Source organism: Mesorhizobium sp. Primo-A, from assembly GCF_003997175.1.
GTDB classification, from domain to species: Bacteria; Pseudomonadota; Alphaproteobacteria; order Rhizobiales; family Rhizobiaceae; genus Mesorhizobium; species Mesorhizobium ciceri.
Map to the genome: position 1 here is coordinate 81,831 of NZ_RZTG01000014.1, position 14,695 is coordinate 96,525.

At 63.9% G+C, this 14,695-nt stretch carries 15 protein-coding genes and 1 pseudogene; 10 read left to right on the top strand and 6 right to left on the bottom strand.

All coding sequences use genetic code 11. The features are described from left to right. Positions 1–86: 86 nt before the first annotated feature. A pseudogene (locus EOC83_RS24910) lies at positions 87–1,028 on the bottom strand (GGDEF domain-containing phosphodiesterase); the annotation flags it as partial. Between the two features lie 214 nt (positions 1,029–1,242). Between EOC83_RS24910 and EOC83_RS24915 the strand changes: the two are divergent. Then, entirely contained in the window at positions 1,243–2,466 is a 1,224-nt protein-coding gene (locus EOC83_RS24915) for an argininosuccinate synthase (RefSeq protein ID WP_063169556.1), read from the top strand. Positions 2,467–2,471: 5 nt separating this feature from the next. Then, positions 2,472–2,993 (top strand): hypothetical protein, encoded by a 522-nt coding sequence (locus EOC83_RS24920; protein WP_027162880.1) that lies wholly within the window; start codon positions 2,472–2,474, stop codon positions 2,991–2,993. A 72-nt stretch (positions 2,994–3,065) separates the two neighbouring features. Here EOC83_RS24920 and EOC83_RS24925 read toward each other — a convergent pair whose 3' ends face one another. Continuing rightward, on the bottom strand, positions 3,066–3,863 hold the full coding sequence (locus tag EOC83_RS24925; protein ID WP_024504026.1) for a lytic transglycosylase domain-containing protein: 798 nt from the start codon (positions 3,861–3,863) through the stop codon (positions 3,066–3,068). A gap of 141 nt (positions 3,864–4,004) precedes the next feature. Between EOC83_RS24925 and EOC83_RS24930 the strand changes: the two genes are divergently transcribed. The 7 genes from EOC83_RS24930 to rpsP all read left to right on the top strand — a co-directional run bounded on the left by EOC83_RS24930 (position 4,005) and on the right by rpsP (position 10,899). Then, entirely contained in the window at positions 4,005–5,252 is a 1,248-nt protein-coding gene (locus tag EOC83_RS24930; protein WP_063169557.1) for an NAD(P)/FAD-dependent oxidoreductase, read from the top strand. A 91-nt stretch (positions 5,253–5,343) separates the two neighbouring features. Further along, a complete protein-coding gene (locus EOC83_RS24935) occupies positions 5,344–6,441 on the top strand; it encodes a putative zinc-binding metallopeptidase (protein WP_013528805.1) in 1,098 nt (365 codons plus the stop codon). 63 nt (positions 6,442–6,504) lie between these two features. Then, positions 6,505–7,104 carry a DUF1236 domain-containing protein gene (locus EOC83_RS24940; RefSeq protein WP_063169558.1) on the top strand — a complete coding sequence of 200 codons (600 nt, stop codon included), beginning with the start codon at positions 6,505–6,507 and terminating at the stop codon, positions 7,102–7,104. A gap of 170 nt (positions 7,105–7,274) precedes the next feature. Next, the gene (locus tag EOC83_RS24945; protein WP_013528803.1) at positions 7,275–8,225 is read left to right on the top strand and encodes a CPBP family intramembrane glutamic endopeptidase; all 951 of its coding nucleotides are present in this window, start codon (positions 7,275–7,277) and stop codon (positions 8,223–8,225) included. A gap of 290 nt (positions 8,226–8,515) precedes the next feature. Then, a complete protein-coding gene (gene ffh / locus EOC83_RS24950; protein WP_024504031.1) occupies positions 8,516–10,126 on the top strand; it encodes a signal recognition particle protein in 1,611 nt (536 codons plus the stop codon). A gap of 7 nt (positions 10,127–10,133) precedes the next feature. After that, positions 10,134–10,460 (top strand): chorismate mutase, encoded by a 327-nt coding sequence (locus EOC83_RS24955; RefSeq protein WP_013528801.1) that lies wholly within the window; start codon positions 10,134–10,136, stop codon positions 10,458–10,460. Between the two features lie 37 nt (positions 10,461–10,497). Then, positions 10,498–10,899: a 30S ribosomal protein S16 gene (rpsP, locus tag EOC83_RS24960; protein ID WP_013528800.1), complete on the top strand. Its 402-nt coding sequence runs from the start codon at positions 10,498–10,500 to the stop codon at positions 10,897–10,899. An 84-nt stretch (positions 10,900–10,983) separates the two neighbouring features. Here the strand turns inward: rpsP and EOC83_RS24965 are convergent, their stop codons facing one another. From EOC83_RS24965 to EOC83_RS24975, 3 genes are all read right to left on the bottom strand, one after another. Further along, on the bottom strand, positions 10,984–11,247 hold the full coding sequence (locus tag EOC83_RS24965) for a glycine zipper domain-containing protein (protein WP_013528799.1): 264 nt from the start codon (positions 11,245–11,247) through the stop codon (positions 10,984–10,986). Between the two features lie 134 nt (positions 11,248–11,381). Further along, on the bottom strand, positions 11,382–11,792 hold the full coding sequence (locus tag EOC83_RS24970; RefSeq protein WP_063169559.1) for a DoxX family protein: 411 nt from the start codon (positions 11,790–11,792) through the stop codon (positions 11,382–11,384). 112 nt (positions 11,793–11,904) lie between these two features. Beyond that, positions 11,905–12,810: a bestrophin family ion channel gene (locus tag EOC83_RS24975; RefSeq protein WP_063169560.1), complete on the bottom strand. Its 906-nt coding sequence runs from the start codon at positions 12,808–12,810 to the stop codon at positions 11,905–11,907. Between the two features lie 188 nt (positions 12,811–12,998). Between EOC83_RS24975 and EOC83_RS24980 the strand changes: the two genes are divergently transcribed. Continuing rightward, positions 12,999–13,406 (top strand): ACT domain-containing protein, encoded by a 408-nt coding sequence (locus EOC83_RS24980; RefSeq protein WP_013528796.1) that lies wholly within the window; start codon positions 12,999–13,001, stop codon positions 13,404–13,406. 154 nt (positions 13,407–13,560) lie between these two features. Here the strand turns inward: EOC83_RS24980 and EOC83_RS24985 are convergent, their stop codons facing one another. Beyond that, positions 13,561–14,595: an aspartate-semialdehyde dehydrogenase gene (locus EOC83_RS24985; RefSeq protein WP_063169561.1), complete on the bottom strand. Its 1,035-nt coding sequence runs from the start codon at positions 14,593–14,595 to the stop codon at positions 13,561–13,563. Positions 14,596–14,695 lie beyond the last annotated feature (100 nt).

The window sequence follows — 14,695 nt, forward strand, 5'->3', positions numbered from 1 at the left end:
CCATGTCGACGCCAGACACAGCAGCGATCCGATCTCGATCCAGCAGGCGTCTGCACGGCATTCGCTGGGCGCCGGCCGCGGCAGTCCTATGCCTGCCTGCTCAGCCGTATCCTCGCTGGCTCCTCCGCGAAGAGTCGATCGTTGCGGACATCGGTGTCCCCGGTGATCTGGTCGATCGGCTTGGGCCGGCCGAGAAAATAGCCTTGCGCCTCATTGCAGCCTTCGACCTGCAGGATGGTGAGCTGGACATGTGTCTCGACGCCTTCGGCGAGCACCGGAATGTCGAGGCTGCGGCCCAGCGTCAGCACCGCCCGGATGATGGCCTTGGCCTGCGGGCTTCGCTCGACATCGGCCATGAATGAGCGGTCGAGCTTGATCTTGTCGAAGGGAAACGAGCGCAGCGTATCGAGCGATGAATAGCCGGTGCCGAAATCGTCGATCGCGATCGTCACCCCAAGCGCCTTGACCTGGCGCAGGACATGCAGCGTGCGCACCTTGTCGGCGACGATCGTCGATTCGGTCAACTCCAGCTCCAGCCGTTTCGGCGACAGCCCGGTCTCGATCAGGATCTGATGGACGAGCTTGGCGAGATCGGCATGGGCGAACTGCACCGGCGACAAATTGACCGCGATCTTGTGGCCATTGCCCCACGAGGCCGCCTGCCGGCACGCGGTCCGCAGCACCCATTCGCCGATCGCCATGATCGAGCCGTTCTCTTCGGCAATCGGGATGAATTCGGCGGGCGGGATCATGCCATGCACGGGATGGGTCCAGCGCAGCAGCGCTTCGTAGCCGCAGGTGGCGCCGGTCGGGACCGAGGTCTGCACCTGATAGTGAAGCGAAAGCTCGCCGCGGTCGATCGCCTGGCGAAGGTCGGTGGCCAAGGCGCGGCGCGCCCGCGCCGTCTCGTCCATGGCGGATTCGTAGAAGCAGACGGCTCGCGTCACGTCGTTCTTCGCCCGGTACATGGCAAGGTCGGCGTTGCTGACCAACCGCTCGCGGTCGGCCCCGTCGCGCGGATAGACCGCGCTCCGTGCTGAACTGCATCTTCTTAGTGCTGCGATGCGGGGCGCCATGGCACGGTCCCGCCAAAACGCCACGGCCCAGGCATCGCGCTCCCGCCATGCGCTGGACCAGAAGCCATGCATGCACGCGTGCTTGCTCGCTCTGCCGTTCCTGCTAAAAGGCGCTGCGACAATCTGTGACGCCCAGGCTGGGGCGTCCGCCACCGACGGGGTAAAAATGTCCAAAACCAAAGACATCAAGAAAGTCGTGCTCTCCTATTCCGGCGGTCTCGACACATCCATCATCCTGAAATGGCTGCAGACCGAGTTCGGCGCCGAGGTCATCACCTTCACCGCCGATCTCGGTCAGGGTGAAGAGCTGGAACCGGCGCGCCGCAAGGCCGAGATGATGGGCATCAAGGACATCCGTATCGTCGATGTGCGCGAGGAATTCGTCGCCGACTTCGTCTTCCCGATGTTCCGCGCCAACACCGTCTATGAAGGCACCTATCTGCTCGGCACCTCGATCGCCCGGCCGCTGATCTCCAAGCATCTGGTCGATATAGCCCGGGAAACCGGCGCCGATGCGATCGCGCATGGCGCCACCGGCAAGGGCAACGATCAGGTTCGCTTCGAGCTCTCGGCTTACGCACTGAACCCCGACATCAAGGTCATCGCGCCGTGGCGCGACTGGTCGTTCAAGTCGCGCACCGACCTGATGAACTTTGCCGAACAGCACCAGATCCCCGTGCCGAAGGACAAGAAGGGCGAGGCGCCGTTCTCGGTCGACGCCAACCTGCTGCACTCCTCTTCCGAGGGCAAGGTTCTGGAAGATCCATGGAGCGAGCCGCCGGAATTCGTCCACCAGCGCACCGTTTCGCCGATGGATGCGCCCGACAAGGTCACCGAGATCGAGATCGAGTTCCTGAAGGGCGACCCGATCGCGCTCAACGGCAAGAAGCTGTCGCCGGCAACCATGCTGGCGGCGCTCAACGATCTCGGCCGCGACAATGGCATCGGCCGGCTCGACCTGGTCGAGAACCGCTTCGTCGGCATGAAGTCGCGCGGCGTCTACGAAACGCCAGGCGGCACCATCCTGATCGCCGCCCACCGGGCCATCGAATCGATCACGCTCGACCGAGGTGCGGCCCACCTCAAGGACGAGTTCATGCCGCGTTACGCCGAGCTGATCTATAACGGCTTCTGGTTTGCGCCCGAACGGCTGATGCTGCAGGCGATGATCGACAAGAGCCAGGAAGACGTCGAGGGCACGGTGCGGCTCAAGCTCTACAAGGGCAACGTCATGGTCACCGGCCGCAAGTCGAAGAAGACGCTTTACTCCGATGCGCTGGTCACTTTCGAGGATGACCGTGGCGCCTATGACCAGAAGGACGCCGCCGGCTTCATCCGCCTCAATGCACTGCGGCTGAGAACGCTGGCAGCGCGCAACCGCGCCAAGTAGGGCGGATGCGCGGTTTCGGTCGCTGCCTGGCGCCGCTGGTTGTTCTGGCGACGCCGGCCGCCGGCCAGGAGTTCGACCCCGCCTCTCTTGACCTTCCCGCGCTGATCGAGTGCAGGGCGGACGTTCCGACTTACAACGACTTTGCCCTGTGGCTGTCCAGCGCACCGGGTGCCGTTGAAACGCTTGGCTGGAAGGAGGTTGCCTCCGCCAATCCGTTTCTCAGCCAATACGAACTGCCGGCCAAAATCCGCGTGTTCAACCGCGAGACAGGATCGATCGTGTTTACCGCTGCGGGGCCGATGGCCGTGCTCGACGGCGTTGCCGCGCCGGAGCTTGCAAAAGAACTCGACGTCATGGCCGTGTTTTCCACGCCGCAAAAATTCCTTGGCGAAAAGGTCGTTGTCCAAAGCACCGAAGAGTCGGAAGGATTGACCTTCTCCACCGACGTCAAGCTCAACGTCTCGACCGTCGAGTCCCATCCCGGCAAGACCCTGGCCGGCTGCTCCTACACGCTCGAAATCAAATAAAAACCCGGCATTCACGCCGGGTTTTCGATCAAGTCAAAAATGGCCGGGGCCTTCTGCCCGGTGCATGTTCCGTCAATCGCCGTCGATCGCCGTGGCAATGCGGGCGATGGCCTGCTGATAGACGCTCGCGGAATTCCAGCCGGCAATCGCGCCCATATTCGCACTCGCGCTCGCACCTGCCCGCCAGCCATGGCCCTTGAGGAAGTTGGCAGTGGAAGCCAGCGCCGTGCCCTTGTCGCGCAGGTTTCCGCCGCCGACGCCATATTTCAGGACGTTTCCTGGCAGGAACTGCGTGTGTCCGATCTCGCCATGCGCGGCCCCGACCGACGAGGCTGTCAACGCCCCGCGATCGACCAGCTTCAGGGCGGCGATCGCATGCGGGTAGAAGAACCCCGGGCGGCGGCAATCATAGGCAAGCGTCAAAATCGCAGAGACGGTGTTCTGGTTGCCCATGGCCGAACCGAAGCCGGTTTCCATACCCCAGATGGCCAGCAACACGCCCGGCGACACGCCGTAATTCGCTTCGATCTTGGAGAACAGCGCCGCATTCGACTTTTTCAGCGACCGGCCCTTGGAGATAATCGCCGCGCCGCCGCGCCGCCGCATGAAATCGTCCACCGAGCCGCTGAAGGCCTTGTGAATGCCGCGGTCGACGGAGATGGTCTTTGTCGCGTAGTTCGCCCCGGCCAGAGCGGCCAGCCCCTTGGCGCCCACACCTTCCGACCTGGCCTGCGCGGCAAAGTCCTGCTTCCAGGCCTCGAAGCCGGCGCCGGTCTTGCCGCAGCTGGCCGCTGCCTGTGCGCCCGTCGCCAGCGCAAGCACCGCCATCGCGGCCGCTGCAAACATCTTTCCCTTGGCAAGAATTGCCATGTTGATCTCCTGGTTGCCTGAATCACGTCCCAATTGCGAACTTGCCAGCGAAACGCGCACTTGTCACTGTCACCGCTGCAATGCTGGCGAATGCCGTGGAATTTGCCTAGGATCAAGTGATTATTGTGGCAAGGGGGCTGCATGCAAGACGTTGATGTCGTCATCATCGGCGCCGGCTCGGCGGGTCTTGCCGCTGCCAAAACCCTGCAGGCGGCGGGGCTTTCCTTCACGCTGCTCGAAGCGATGGACCGAATCGGCGGGCGAGCCTGGACCAGCGACCAGCATTTCGGCGTGCCTTTCGACATCGGCTGCGCCTGGCTGCATGCCGCCGACCGCAATCCCTATTTTCCCGAAGCGCAAGTGGCAGGCTGGACGTTGCATCATCACGACATGAATGTCGATCATCTCTACTACCGCGAGCGCAAGGCGAGCGAAGCGGAAGAAGCCGACATGAAGGCCGCCGACGCAAAGCTGTTCGAACTGCTGGCCAGGCATGAAGTGAAGGACGGAGATGACGATCGTCTTTCGGCGCTGTTGGCAAAAGGCCATGCGCCGCGCGCCGCCGCCACCTTCGCCGGGCCGATGGATTTCGGCGCCGACGAGGACGAAATCTCGATCCTGGACTTCCAAGCCGCCGCCGATCTCGACCCGAACTACTTCAGCAAGGAGGGCCTTGGCGCGCTGGTGGCGCGTTTCGGCGCCGGCGTGCCGGTCGAACTGTCGACGCCGGTGCGTAAGATCCTGTGGGACGTGCCCGGCGTCGCCTGCGTCACCGATCGCGGCACCGTCCGCGCCAAAGCGGTGATCGTGACCGCTTCGCCGGCGGTGCTCGCCTTCGAGGAGATCGCGTTCTCGCCGGCCCTGCCCGACACCCATTTTGGCGCCTTCTTCGACCTGCCGATGGGCATGCTGACCAAATTGCCGGTCGAAATATCGGGCACAAGGCTCGGGCTGCAGCCTTTCGACGACCTGCTGATCGAACGGATGGCCAGGCACGACATCTATTTCCTGTGCTTCCCGTTCGACCTTGACCTGATGGTCGGGTTCGTCGGCGGCGATTTCGCCTGGGAAATGTCGGCGGCCGGCGAGGCGGCCGGCATCGACTTCGTCGTCGACCGGCTGTGCGGCATCTTCGGTGGCGATACGCGCAAGCATGTCGGACGCGCCATGATGACCAATTGGGGCGGCGAGCGCTTCGTGCGCGGCGCCTACGTCGCCGCCCGCCCTGGCCGTTCACTGGCGCGCGCCGCGCTCATGCAGCCGGTGGCCGACAAGATCTTCTTCGCCGGCGAGCACTTGGCCGGCCCGCTGATGCAGACCTGCGGCGGCGCACGGCTGTCGGGCGAAGCGGTGGCAAGACAGGTTGTCGCCCAGCTTGCGGCCAAATAGCTTCAGGAAAATGTGGAACGCCGCGCGGCTGTTCGCGTTGGGCACGGGCCGCCGTGAACATCTATGTCACCTCCGGTGAATTGAGACCGACATGAAACTCTTCGACTGCCCCCATTGCGGCCATCGCATCTATTTCGAGAACGCCCAGTGCCTGAACTGCGGGAACCCCGTGCTCTACGATCCCGAGCACGCCTGTTTCGCGCTGGCGAGCGCCGACGGCATCTTCCAGTGCACCAACGCCGATGAATGCGCCTGCAACTGGATGGCCGAGCCCGGACACGCCTTTTGCCGCGCCTGTGCGCTCAACCAGTTGATCCCGGATCTCTCCGTCGACGGCAACCGCCGCCGCTGGATCCGTGTCGAAGCGGCGAAGAAGCGCGCCATCTATTCGCTGCTGGCCTTCGGGCTGCCGGTGGCGCCCAAGCAGAACCCCGCCGACGAGATCGGGCTGGCCTTCGACTTCCTCGCCGATCCGATCGGCGGCGGCCCCGGCGGCGAGCGGATCCTGACCGGCCACGACAATGGCCTGATCACGCTCAACGTCGCCGAGGCGGATTCGGCCGAGCGCGAAAAGCGCCGCGTCGAGATGGGCGAGAACTACCGCACCTTGCTCGGTCATTTCCGTCATGAGCTTGGGCACTATTATTGGGACCGCCTGATCCGCGACGATCCGCACCGGCTCGAAGCTTTCCGCGCACTGTTCGGCGATGACCGCGCCGATTACGAACAGGCGCTGAAGGCCTATTATGCCAATGGTGCGCCGCCCGACTGGCAGCAAGGCCACATCTCGGCCTATGCGACCTCGCATCCATGGGAGGACTGGGCCGAGACCTGGGCTCACCACCTGCACATCACCGACACGCTGGAAATGGTGCACGCACTGAACTTTCCGCTCGGCCGGCTGGAGACGGTGGAGGCCAACGACTTGCCGCGCGGCGACACAGGCGGCGAATTGCAGGCCGCACCCTCGGAGCCGCCGACCGCGCCCGAGTCTTTCGAAAAGATCCTGGCCCGCTGGCTGGTGCTGTCGGAAGCCTCCAATTCGATCAACCGCTGCATGGGCCTGCCGGACCTCTATCCCTTTGTCATTTCGGACGTCACGGCGCGGAAATTGGACTTCGTTCACGAACTTCTGACCGATTTGCCTGGAGAACAGGGAACAAATCGTGAGTTGGCACAGGCGCTTTAGCGGGAACGCATGAGCTGCTGCCCCGTTTTCGCTGGCGAGGGACCATGAAAACGGAGAGAAACCATGAAATCCCTGTTGTTTCCGGCGGTCGCCGGAATGCTGACCGTGATGTCGGGCGCCGCGTTTGCCGACACCGCCGTCTCAGCCGTCACCGATCTTAACGTTCGCGCCGGACCCGGCCCGCAATACCCTGTCATCGGCGTGCTCGCCGCCGGTCAGTCGGCAACGCTCAATGGCTGCATCGAAAACAGCAAATGGTGCACCATAGCCGAGGCCGGCGGCCAGGGCTGGGTCTATTCCGACTATGTGACGGCCGATATAGGCGGCAGCCGGGTGGTGCTGACGCAACGGCGCGCCAGCGTTGCTGTCGTCTCGCCGCCGGAGGACATCGGCAACTACTCGACCGATTATACCGGCGCGATCATCGCCAGCGATCCGGTCGTCGATGACTTCCCGCCGCCCCCGGCTGAAGTCCGCACCTATGTCGACACGCACCGCCTCGATCCCATCTATCTCGATGGCGAAGTGGTCACCGGCGCGACCCTGCCCGACACCGTCGAGCTGCGCGAGATTCCAGACTACAATTACCGCTATGTCTATGTGAACGGCCAGCGGGCGCTGATCGATCCGCAGACCCGGCGCATCATGTACGTCGTGCGCTGACGACAATTGACATAAGCGGCCGCTGCCACAGCAGCGGCCGCCGGCAGGCGGCACCGCAGCGTCGCCTCTTGTGCGCCGACGCTGCTCTGAGCATTGTCCTTTGCGGAAGACTTCCGATTTTTCCGGCGGTCGGTTAGTCAATAGGCGATGACTTTGGCAAAGGAGCCCGCGTGACCATCGATCCGGCCGCCTTCGAGCGCTACAGGCATTCGCCGAACGCCAGGACGACCTTGCCGCGCCTGTTGCTCGGAACGGGGATCGTCGTCCTTTTTTGGGCAGCAACCACCGTGGCCGTGCTGGTCGGCGGCACCTATGCCTTCTTCGCCCGGCAGGCGGCCCCATCATCCGGCATGCAGGGTTTCCTCGCCTCGCCCATCGGCATTCTCACCGCGCTCGTCTCGTTCGCCGGCATCTGGATCGGCCTGTGGGTCGCGATGCGCTGGGTGCATGGCGAGAAGCTGTCGGCGCTGCTCGGCAACAGCCGGCGTGTTTCATGGTCCGGCTTCCTCAAGGGGCTGATCGCGGTGCTGATCACCTCGTTGATCTCCGAAATCCTGCTCTATCTCTTGCAGCCGCAGATCGCGCGCGGCCCGATCAGCCTGTCGTCCTGGCTGCTGTTTGCGATCCCGATCGCCGCGCTCACTCTGTTGCAGACCTCGTCGGAAGAGTTGCTGTTTCGCGGCTACCTGCTGCGCGGGCTGGCCAGCCGGTTCAAGAGCCCGTTCATCTGGGCGCTGCTGCCGGCCCTGCTGTTCACCTCGCTGCATTGGAGTGCGAGTTCGTCGCCAGCCATCAACGCCTGTGTGCTGGCGTCGATCGCCGCTTTCGCGTTGCTGCTGACGCTTGTCGTTTACGCAACAGGCAATCTCGGCGCCGCGCTGGGTGCTCATCTCGGCAACAACCTGACCGGCTTCCTGCTGATCTCGCATCAGGAAAGCTACAATTCCTTCGCCCTGTTCAACGCCAGGCCGCTCGAGGGACCGGGCTGGGCAACGTCGGATGCGGTTCTCATCGCCTTCATCGGCATCGCCTGCAGCCTGCTGACCATCGGGCTGCTTTTGCATCCGCGCTCGCCGCTCAAGGTCGCCGCCGAGCTTCCGGACCGCGCGAGCACGGCCTGAATGCGGGTCCGGGAATGACGCTACCCGGCCCTTGTCTTGACTCTTGCGCAGATTTCCTGTCTACACGCCCCGAATTCCGCGACGAGTATCCCTCCGAGCAAGCCGACCAGGACGCCGAAACCTCTTTGAGGTGAAGTGCTGTAAATCGATCCTGGAGGCCAACACCCGGCAGCGCTGAGCGCCCCCGGGTGCTTTTTGGTTTTGGCTTTTGCTTGGACTTTTGGTTGGACACTGGGCGCGAACGCATTACCTCTCGGGCACCATCCGGGTGCCAGGGAAAAGGAAAACGAATGTTTGAATCGCTACAGGAACGTCTTGGTTCGATCCTGAACGGCCTGACCGGCCGCGGCGCGCTGTCGGAGGCTGATGTCTCGGCGGCGCTGCGCGAGGTGCGCCGTGCGCTGCTCGAAGCCGACGTGGCGCTGGAAGTGGTGCGCTCCTTCACCGACAAGGTGCGCGAGAAGGCCGTCGGCGCTGCCGTGGTCAAGTCGATCAAGCCCGGCCAGATGGTCGTCAAGATCGTTCATGACGAACTGGTCGACATGCTCGGCGCTGAAGGCGTCGCCATCGATCTCAATGCCCCGGCGCCGGTCGTCATCATGATGGTCGGCCTGCAGGGTTCCGGCAAGACGACCACTTCGGCCAAGATCGCCAAGCGTCTTTCCGAGCGTCAGAACAAGAAGGTCCTGATGGCCTCGCTCGACACGCGGCGCCCCGCCGCGCAGGAGCAGCTTCGCCAGCTCGGCGAACAGGTCAAGGTCGCCACGCTGCCGATCATCGACGGCCAGTCGCCGGTCGACATCGCGCGCCGCGCCGTGCAGGCGGCCAAGCTCGGCGGCCACGACGTCGTCATCCTCGACACCGCCGGCCGCACCCATATCGACGAGCCGCTGATGGTCGAGATGGCCGACATCAAGAAGGTATCGAGCCCGCACGAAATCCTGCTGGTCGCCGATTCGCTGACCGGCCAGGACGCCGTCAACCTGGCCAAGAGCTTCGACGAGCGCGTCGGCATCACCGGTCTCGTGCTGACCCGCATGGACGGCGACGGCCGTGGCGGTGCTGCCCTTTCGATGCGCGCCGTCACCGGCAAGCCGATCAAGCTGATCGGCACCGGCGAAAAGATGGACGGGCTGGAGGAATTCCACCCCAAGCGCATCGCTGACCGCATCCTCGGCATGGGCGACATTGTCTCGCTCGTCGAAAAGGCCGCCGAGAACATCGACGCCGAACAGGCGGCGGCGATGGCCAAGAAGATGCAGTCGGGCAAGTTCGACCTGAACGATCTCGCCGGCCAGCTTCAGCAGATGTCGAAGATGGGCGGCATGGGCGGCATCATGGGCATGATGCCCGGCATGGGCAAGATGAAGGACCAGATGGCCGCCGCCGGTCTCGACGACAAGATGTTCGGCCGCCAGCTCGCCATCATCTCGTCGATGACCAAGGCAGAGCGCGCCAATCCCGATTTGCTCAAGCATTCGCGCAAGAAGCGCATCGCTGCCGGTTCCGGCACCGACGCGGCCGAAATCAACAAGCTGCTCAAAATGCATCGCGGCATGGCCGACATGATGAAGGCAATGGGCGGCAAGGGCAAAGGCGGCGGCCTGATGCGCGGCATGATGGGCGGCCTCGCCTCCAAGATGGGCCTCGGCGGCATGATGCCCGGCGGTATGGGTGGCATGATGGGCGGCGGCATGCCGGACCTGTCGAAGATGGATCCCAAGCAGCTCGAAGCCTTGCAGAAGCAGGCGCAGGCAGCCGGCCTAGGCGGCGGCATGAAAGGCCTTCCCGGCGGCGGTGGCCTGCCCAGCGGCATGCCAGGTTTGCCCGGCGGCATGAAACTTCCCGGGCTTCCCGGCCTCGGCGGTGGCGGGCTGCCCGGCCTTGGCAAGAAGAAGTGAGGACGCCATGAACGAAGAAAAGGACATGGCCGACGCCCGCGCCCTCCTGGCAGATTACCGGGCGTCGATCGACAACATCGACGCAGCCCTCATCCACATGCTTGCCGAGCGCTTCCGCTGCACCAAGGCGGTTGGCGTGCTGAAGGCGACTCATGGCTTGCCGCCGGCCGACCCGGCACGCGAGCAGCAGCAGATCGCCCGGCTTCGCCAACTGGCGAAGGATGCCCATCTCGACCCGGATTTCGCGGAAAAGTTCCTCAACTTCGTCGTCCGCGAAGTGATCCGCCACCACGAACAGATCGCCGCTTCCAACGGCGTGACGAAAACCAACTGAAACCCAATCAACGAACTTAGTTTTTAGGAGAAAAGAAATGCCCTTGAAGATCCGACTGGCCCGTGCGGGCTCGAAGAAGCGTCCTTACTACCACGTCGTCATTGCCGACGCCCGTTCGCCGCGTGACGGCCGGTTCATCGAGTCCATCGGCTCGTGGAACCCGCTGCTGCCCAAGGACGGCGAACGCGTCAAGGTCGACGCCGACCGCGTCAAGCATTGGCTGGCGCATGGCGCCCAGCCGACCGACCGCGTGCTGCGCTTCCTCGACGAGGCCGGCCTCGTCAAGCGCGACGCCCGTTCCAACCCGAAGAAGGCCGAGCCGGGCAAGAAGGCGCAGGAACGCGCTGCTCTTCTGAAGAAGGCGCAGGAAGATGCCGCTGCTGCCGTTGCCGCCGCCGCGGCTGCACCGGCCGAGGCGGAAGCCGCAACCGCCGAATAAGTATTTGCTCTATCGCATCCAGGAAAACGGCGGGCCATGTGCCCGCCGTTTTTTCATTCGACCCTGTCTGTAAAAGCCGCCCGGTCAATAGCCGCGCGGGCAGCGGTCAATATAGACGCGGCCACGGCTATCGCGGTAGCGGCATTCGCCACGCTCGCTCGCCCGGCCGATCAGCGCGCCGGCAACAGCGCCGACAGCACCACCGACGACGGCGCCTTCAACCGGATCGCCGGCGACGGCCGCACCGACGGCAGCGCCACCGAGGCCGCCTACGGCCGCGCCTTTTTCCGTTTGCGAACAAGCGGCGAGCGGCACCAGCAGCGCCATCAAAAGCATCGTTTTCTTCATCGTCGTTCCTCTCCGATAGGAGCCGCCTCCGCCGCCGGGCGAATCTCTAACTCGCAACTCGACGATTCGATCCCTGAGATATTGCCCGGCAAAGGGTTCAGGCTTCGAGCCGAAAGCGGTGCTTCGATCCGGATCTAACGGCTGAACGGGATCAGCGCGCGGAGCCTGGAATCGCGCAGATACAGGCCACCCCACAGGATAATGCCGAGATAGACGCCGAACAGAATGTGCGAGAACAGCGGGTTGTCGACGCGGACATTGGTGGCGATGGCGCCGCCCATATAGGCAGTAAGCAGGATGGCGCCGAGCACCGAGGTGCGCGGCAGCGCGTAGAGAGCGGTCGAGATCAGGCCGATGACGCCAAGCATGCGCGCGACATTCGGATCGGCCGGCCAGCCAAGCGGTACCATCGTCTGGATGACGATATCGAGCGGCGGCAGCTTGATGGCGCCGTCGAAGATCATGAACAGCACGATGACGCCGCTGAGCGCGCGGCCGGTCCACAAAGCGCCCGGCGAGACGGGCGCGGTTTCGGAAATGCTCATGATGGTCCCTCCTGATGGTTCTATCCCCTTCTTGCTGGGGTCGAACCAAGGACGTGGCATGGAGCGGCGATCCGACAGCGGGGCAGATTCTTTTAAGCCCGCGCGCCTTTGCCTACGAAAAATAGAACTTTTCCGCCGGGATCATCTTCGGCGGCGTTTCGCCAAGCGCCTCGAACACCGAGATTTCGCAGACACGGCAGAGGCTGTCGAGAGCGAGGTCGTTGGCTTCGGTCCCGAACGGATCCTCGAGCTCTTCCGACAGCGCGTCGAGGCCGAAGAAAGTGTAGGCGATCAGCGCGGTGAACAGCGGCGTCGCCCAACCGGTGGTCGAGATCAGGCCGATCGGCAGCAGCAGGCAGACGATATAGGCCGTGCGATGCACCAGCAGCGTGTAGGCGAACGGCAAGGGCGTACCGGCGATCCGCTCGCAGCCGGCCTGGATGGCCGCGACCGACGCGAGCCTCTCATCGAGGATACGAAAGCCGATCGTGTCGACGTCGCCCGCCAGGCGCTGCGCATTGGCACGCCGGCCCATGCGCCTGACCATCTCATCCGCCGGATTGGAAAAGGCTGCTGCCTTGTCCGCCTCCGCGTCGATGAAGGCACGGGCATCCTTCATGCTGTCGATCTTGCGCAACTGCCCGCGCAGGAAATGACAGAAGGCGAGCGCTTCCATCAGCAGGGCGCGCTGTTCGGTCTGGTCCGGGATGAGGCTGGTGGTGGCGCGTGCCAGGTTGCGCATTTCGAAGACCAGCGCGCCCCACAGCTTGCGCGCCTCCCACCAACGGTCGTAGGCGGCGTTGTTGCGGAACGAGAGATAGATCGACAATGTCACGCCGACCAGGCCGAAAGGCGTGATGTTGAAGACGCTGAAATCAAGCTGGAACCGGCGCGCCGCGGCCAGGATGATCGCGGAATAAAGCGCGAAGCCCAATATTTGCGGCAGAATGCGTGGCACGACCGAACCGCGCATGATGAAGAACAGCTGCAGGAATGTGGGGCGCGGGCGAACGATCATCGAAGGCCTTTCACGGACCGGCACTGGCCCTCAGCTTCTCTATTGTGCGATGCGACAGCTCTGCAAGCCCAGCCGCCAGCGACATCGCCATGTCGTCCTTGCAGCGCCTGGACTATCGGCACGCGCCGGTCGCGGATATTGAAGAGCACGTGGGCTGCGGCCCGTTTTTTGCAGGCGAGGGAAGACAGATGGCCGGCGAAACCGATCTCAAGACACTGCTGGCGTCGATGACACCGGAGCTGCTCGCCGGCGCCTATGTCTTCGTCACGCTGGCACCCGGCGTCCCTCAGCCGGAAGGCGTTGAGCCGGTGATGGTGTTTCGCGAGCGCGAGGGTGTGACGCTGATCGTGACCGAGGAGGAGGCCAACGCCGCGGCACTGACCGCTTCGTTCCGCTGCCGGATGCTGACGCTGAACATCCATTCGTCGCTGGAAGCCGTCGGCTTCCTCGCCGCCATCACCACGCGCCTGGCCGCCGCCGGCATGGGCGTGAACCCGGTTTCGGCCTTTTATCACGACCATCTGTTCGTTCCCGCCGATAGGGCGGAGGAGGCACTGAAGCTGCTGATCGGGCTGGCCGAAGACAACCGAGTGTAGCGCATCGGCGAAGCTGCCGATCTCCCTCGTGGGGGAGATTGGCCTTCATCAATGCTCCGCAAACCTTCAGCATCCCGGCCGAGGGCGGAGCCCGCGACCGCGGGCCAGCCGCGCTAGCGGCGGTGCGGCCCGTGAGCGAAAACTAAATCAGCCGTCAGGCCGCCTTCTTCTTCGGCTGGATCAGGCCGCGCTCGACCAAAAGCTCGGCGATCTGCACCGCGTTGAGTGCGGCGCCCTTGCGCAGATTGTCGGAGACGATCCACATCGACAGGCCGTTGTCGATGGTCGAATCCTCGCGGATGCGCGAGATGAAGGTGGCGTCCTCGCCGGCCGATTCCAGCGGCGTGATGTAGCCTCCGTCCTCGCGCTTGTCCAAGACCTGGCAGCCTGGGGCTTCACGCAGGATATCCCGCGCGTCGTCGGCGGTGATCGGCTTTTCGAACTCGATGTTGACCGCTTCCGAGTGGCCGATGAACACCGGCACGCGCACGCAGGTCGCCGTCAGCTTGATCTTGGGATCGAGCATCTTCTTGGTCTCGGCGACCATCTTCCATTCTTCCTTGGTGAAGCCGTCGTCGAGGAAGACGTCGATATGCGGGATGACGTTGAAGGCGATGCGCTTGGTGAACTTCTTGACGTCGACGGTGTCGGCGACAAACACCGCGCGTGTCTGCGTGAACAGCTCGTCCATGCCTTCCTTGCCGGCGCCAGACACCGACTGGTAGGTGGCGACAACGACGCGCTTGATGGTGGCGAAATCGTGCAGCGGCTTCAGCGCCACCACCAGCTGCGCCGTCGAGCAGTTCGGATTGGCGATGATGTTCTTGCGCGTGAACAGCGAGATCGCGTCCGGGTTCACTTCCGGCACGATCAGCGGCACGTCCTGGTCGTAGCGGAAGGCCGACGAATTATCGATGACGACGCAGCCCTGCTTGCCGATCTTCGGCGACCATTCCTTGGAGACGTTGCCGCCGGCCGACATGATGCAGATATCGGTGTCGGAAAAATCATACTGGTCAAGCGACTTCACCTTCAGCGTGCGGTCGCCGAACGACACTTCCGTGCCCTGGCTGCGCCGTGAGGCCAGCGCCACCACCTCGCTTACCGGAAAGCCGCGCTCTTCCAGTATGTTGAGCATTTCCCGGCCCACATTGCCCGTGGCGCCGACGATCGCTACCTTGAAACTCATCGAAAAATCTCCTGTCCCTCTCCGCTTGGTTTTTGGAGAAACCCGCTGGCCGCTGCGGGTTCCGTCCCCCGGGCCGAACCCGGGAGAGGGTGGTTAGGCC

What these genes read in the sequence shown, in the direction of transcription:
- EOC83_RS24915 (WP_063169556.1), top strand. Translation starts at nt 1,243, where the DNA reads ATGTCCAAAACCAAAGACATCAAGAAAGTCGTGCTCTCCTATTCCGGC.
- EOC83_RS24920 (WP_027162880.1), top strand. Translation starts at nt 2,472, where the DNA reads ATGCGCGGTTTCGGTCGCTGCCTGGCGCCGCTGGTTGTTCTGGCGACG.
- EOC83_RS24925 (WP_024504026.1), bottom strand. Translation starts at nt 3,863, where the DNA reads ATGGCAATTCTTGCCAAGGGAAAGATGTTTGCAGCGGCCGCGATGGCG.
- EOC83_RS24930 (WP_063169557.1), top strand. Translation starts at nt 4,005, where the DNA reads ATGCAAGACGTTGATGTCGTCATCATCGGCGCCGGCTCGGCGGGTCTT.
- EOC83_RS24935 (WP_013528805.1), top strand. Translation starts at nt 5,344, where the DNA reads ATGAAACTCTTCGACTGCCCCCATTGCGGCCATCGCATCTATTTCGAG.
- EOC83_RS24940 (WP_063169558.1), top strand. Translation starts at nt 6,505, where the DNA reads ATGAAATCCCTGTTGTTTCCGGCGGTCGCCGGAATGCTGACCGTGATG.
- ffh (WP_024504031.1), top strand. Translation starts at nt 8,516, where the DNA reads ATGTTTGAATCGCTACAGGAACGTCTTGGTTCGATCCTGAACGGCCTG.
- EOC83_RS24955 (WP_013528801.1), top strand. Translation starts at nt 10,134, where the DNA reads ATGAACGAAGAAAAGGACATGGCCGACGCCCGCGCCCTCCTGGCAGAT.
- rpsP (WP_013528800.1), top strand. Translation starts at nt 10,498, where the DNA reads ATGCCCTTGAAGATCCGACTGGCCCGTGCGGGCTCGAAGAAGCGTCCT.
- EOC83_RS24965 (WP_013528799.1), bottom strand. Translation starts at nt 11,247, where the DNA reads ATGAAGAAAACGATGCTTTTGATGGCGCTGCTGGTGCCGCTCGCCGCT.
- EOC83_RS24970 (WP_063169559.1), bottom strand. Translation starts at nt 11,792, where the DNA reads ATGAGCATTTCCGAAACCGCGCCCGTCTCGCCGGGCGCTTTGTGGACC.
- EOC83_RS24975 (WP_063169560.1), bottom strand. Translation starts at nt 12,810, where the DNA reads ATGATCGTTCGCCCGCGCCCCACATTCCTGCAGCTGTTCTTCATCATG.
- EOC83_RS24980 (WP_013528796.1), top strand. Translation starts at nt 12,999, where the DNA reads ATGGCCGGCGAAACCGATCTCAAGACACTGCTGGCGTCGATGACACCG.
- EOC83_RS24985 (WP_063169561.1), bottom strand. Translation starts at nt 14,595, where the DNA reads ATGAGTTTCAAGGTAGCGATCGTCGGCGCCACGGGCAATGTGGGCCGG.